This is a genomic window from Acidovorax delafieldii 2AN (assembly GCF_000175235.1).
GTDB classification, from domain to species: Bacteria; Pseudomonadota; Gammaproteobacteria; order Burkholderiales; family Burkholderiaceae_C; genus Acidovorax; species Acidovorax delafieldii_B.
In genome coordinates this window covers 1-3074 of sequence record NZ_ACQT01000343.1, presented here as the reverse complement: position 1 = coordinate 3074, position 3074 = coordinate 1, and the positions used below count along the sequence as shown (strand labels likewise).

At 68.7% G+C, this 3074-nt stretch carries 4 protein-coding genes; 2 read left to right on the top strand and 2 right to left on the bottom strand.

The features are described from left to right. Window positions 1–42: 42 nt before the first annotated feature. A complete protein-coding gene (gene radC / locus ACDELDRAFT_RS20710; protein ID WP_005800044.1) occupies window positions 43–756 on the bottom strand; it encodes a RadC family protein in 714 nt (237 codons plus the stop codon). Between the two features lie 89 nt (window positions 757–845). On the opposite strand from radC, the gene ACDELDRAFT_RS20705 reads away from it, so the two are divergent. Continuing rightward, window positions 846–1310 (top strand): FKBP-type peptidyl-prolyl cis-trans isomerase, encoded by a 465-nt coding sequence (locus ACDELDRAFT_RS20705; protein ID WP_005800043.1) that lies wholly within the window; start codon window positions 846–848, stop codon window positions 1308–1310. Window positions 1311–1313: 3 nt separating this feature from the next. Further along, window positions 1314–2309 (top strand): 4-hydroxy-3-methylbut-2-enyl diphosphate reductase, encoded by a 996-nt coding sequence (gene ispH / locus ACDELDRAFT_RS20700; protein ID WP_005800042.1) that lies wholly within the window; start codon window positions 1314–1316, stop codon window positions 2307–2309. 307 nt (window positions 2310–2616) lie between these two features. Here ispH and ACDELDRAFT_RS20695 read toward each other — a convergent pair. Then, a partial coding sequence (locus ACDELDRAFT_RS20695; RefSeq protein WP_005800041.1) for a CBS domain-containing protein occupies window positions 2617–3074 on the bottom strand: 458 nt, incomplete at its 5' end.

The window sequence follows — 3074 nt, the reverse complement described above, 5'->3', positions numbered from 1 at the left end:
CACGGATCAGGGCCGCCTGCAGGGCGGTGGGCGCGGGCTGCGTCACACCAGCCCCTTCTCGGCCATCGACAGGGCCTGGCCGGGCGCGACGATGACGTGGTCGAGCACGCGCACATCCACCAGCGCCAGCGTGGTCTTGAGGGTGTGCGTCAGGGCTTCGTCGGCCCGGCTGGGCGCTACGCTGCCGCTGGGGTGGTTGTGGGCCAGCACCACGGCGGCGGCCTGGTGGTGCAGGGCGCGCAGCACCACCTCGCGCGGGTACACGCTGGTCTGCGTGAGCGTGCCCCGGAAGAGTTCCTCCATGGCCAGCAGGCGGTTCTGGCTGTCGAGAAACAGCACGGCAAACACCTCGTGGCCCTTGGCGCCCAGGTGCAGCTGCAGGTAGTGCTTCACGGCGTCGGGCGAGTCGAACACCTCCCGCTCGCGCAATTGCTGGGCCAGGGCGCGGCGGGCGAGTTCGAGCACGGCCACCAGCTCGGCGCGCTTGGCGGGGCCCAGGCCCTTGATGCGTTCGAGATCGGCCGCGCTGGTGTGCAGCAGCCCGGCAATGCCGCCAAAACCACCGGTGATGCAGCCCGTGGCCGGGTCGACGCCGGGCGGGTCGAGCAGCTCCTGCGCCATTTGCAGTACCCCTTTGCCCACGATGCCGGTGCGCAGCAGGATGGCCAGCAGCTCGGCATCGGCCAGGGCGGCGGGGCCGCGCGCCAGCAGTTTTTCGCGCGGCTGGGCATCCGGGGGCAGGTCTTTGAGGGGCATGGCGCAGGGTTATTGACGCCTGTCAGGGGCGCTGGGGCGTAGGGCTTTGCCCCGTTTTCTACAATGCAGGTCAGTTTATCGGGACTTTCATGACCTCTACCGCCGCCTCCCCATCCACCGTCCAGTCGGGCTCCTTCCTCACGCTGCATTACCGCCTGGCTGGTCCGGCAGGGGATGTGATCAACACGTTCGAGGACAAGCCTGCCACGCTGTCGCTCGGCACGGGCGAGTTGTCGCCGGCCATGGAACAGCGCCTGCTGGGCCTGCCCGAAGGCACGCACGCCACCTTCGAGCTGGCCGCTGGCGAGGCCTTTGGCGAGCGCAATGCCGACATGCAGCAATGGGTGGCCCGCAAGCTGCTGAGCGAACTGGGCGACCCTGACGAGCAATACCACGTGGGCGACGTGGTGCAGTTCCCCACCCCCGACGGCCAGGGCCACTATGCCGGCGCCGTGATGCAGGTGCGCGAAGATGGCGCCGTGCTGTTCGACTTCAACCACCCCCTGGCCGGCCAGCCGGTGACGTTCGAAGTGCAGATCATCGGCGTGCTCTGAGCCATGCAGAAACCCCAGGAAATCCTGCTGGCCGAGCCGCGCGGCTTTTGCGCCGGCGTGGACCGCGCCATCGAGATCGTCGAGCGTGCGCTGCAAAAGTTTGGCCGCCCCATCTACGTGCGCCATGAGATCGTGCACAACACCTATGTGGTCAACGACCTCAAGGCCAAGGGCGCCATCTTCATTGAAGAACTGAGCGAAGTGCCGCCCGGTGCCACGCTGGTCTTCAGCGCCCACGGCGTGAGCCGCGCGGTGCAGCAGGAGGCCCAGGCACGCGGCTTCAGCATTTTTGACGCCACCTGCCCGCTGGTGACCAAGGTGCACGTCGAGGTGGCCAAGCTCGCGAAAGAGGGCTACGAGTTCATCATGATCGGCCACAAGGGCCACCCCGAGGTGGAAGGCACCATGGGCCAGCTCGACCACGGCATCCACCTGGTGGAAGACGTGGCCGATGTGGCCCGCGTGCAGCCAACGCAGACCGAGAAGCTGGCGGTGGTGACGCAGACCACGCTGAGCGTGGACGATGCCGCCCAGATCACCGCCGCCGTGCGCGCGCGCTTCCCCAAGGTGCGCGAGCCCAAGCAGCAGGACATCTGCTACGCCACGCAAAACCGGCAGGACGCCGTCAAGCTGCTGAGCCCGCAGGTGGATCTGGTGATCGTGGTGGGCAGCCCCACCAGTTCCAACAGCAACCGGCTGCGCGAGCTGGCGGCCCGCCTGGGCACCACGGCCTACATGGTGGACAGCGTGGACGAGCTGCGCCACGAGTGGTTCGACGGCATCGCCCGCGTGGGCCTCACGGCGGGCGCGTCGGCCCCCGAGATCCTGGTGCAGCAGGTGATCGAGCGCATCAAGGCGCTGGGCGCCGTCTCGGTGCGCAAGATGCAAGGCATCGAAGAAACCATCAAGTTCCCCCTGCCCAAGGGGCTTCGCATCGACCCGGCCACGGGGCTGGAGATCCGCGAGCGATCACCCGAGACGGGGCCTGCAGGCCACTGAGCAGTCGCTCGGTTGCTCTTTTATCGATAGCTGGTGGCGCTTTGTGGACAAGCGCTACCGGCGGATTCGGTGCATTTCGGTCCATCCCGGCCATTGCTGCGGCGGGGCGATGGCCCTCCAGCCGCAGGCACCGACCGGCAGGGCCGCCCCCAGGGCACCGGCACACCCGCACACCGGATCGCGGAAGGGGCCCGCCCAACCCGCACAGCCACTCGCATGCTTTGTTTTTGATAGCTGATGGCGCCCACTGCATCAGCGCAGCAGGCGGTTCTGGTGCATATTTTCTGCAACGGAGGTGCCAGTGCCGTCACAGCGGCAGGGCCGGCCCGCTCCACAGGTCCAGCGGCGGATCGGCCGCCACGGCCCGCAGGATGTCGGTGCGCGAGATGAACCCTGCCAGCACGCCGGCTTCATCGGTCACCGGCAGGCCGGGCAGACCCGTGCCGAGCAGTACGGCCGCCACGCGGCGCAGTTCGGTGTCGGGCGACACCGTGGGCACCGGGCTCACCATCACTTCGGACACCGGGCGGCGCGCCAGGTCGATGGCCTGCTTCACCGCGCCGGGTTCGGGCAGCAGGTCCAGCGGCGCCATGTCGGCACGCAGCAGCAGCCCGATCACGCGGCCCAGGGCGTCCACCACCGGGGCCTGCGCGACCTGGTGCTCGGCCAGGGTCTGCCAGGCGTCGTTCACCCGCAGGTCGGGCGCAATGCCCAGGGCGTTGGCCGTCATCACATTGCGCACTTCGGTGAGCGGGCGGCGCGCGG

Bases quoted from the DNA above. Each gene is read 5' to 3' on its own strand.
- ispH (WP_005800042.1), top strand. From the start codon at position 1,314: ATGCAGAAACCCCAGGAAATCCTGCTGGCCGAGCCGCGCGGCTTTTGC.
- radC (WP_005800044.1), bottom strand. From the start codon at position 756: ATGCCCCTCAAAGACCTGCCCCCGGATGCCCAGCCGCGCGAAAAACTG.
- ACDELDRAFT_RS20705 (WP_005800043.1), top strand. From the start codon at position 846: ATGACCTCTACCGCCGCCTCCCCATCCACCGTCCAGTCGGGCTCCTTC.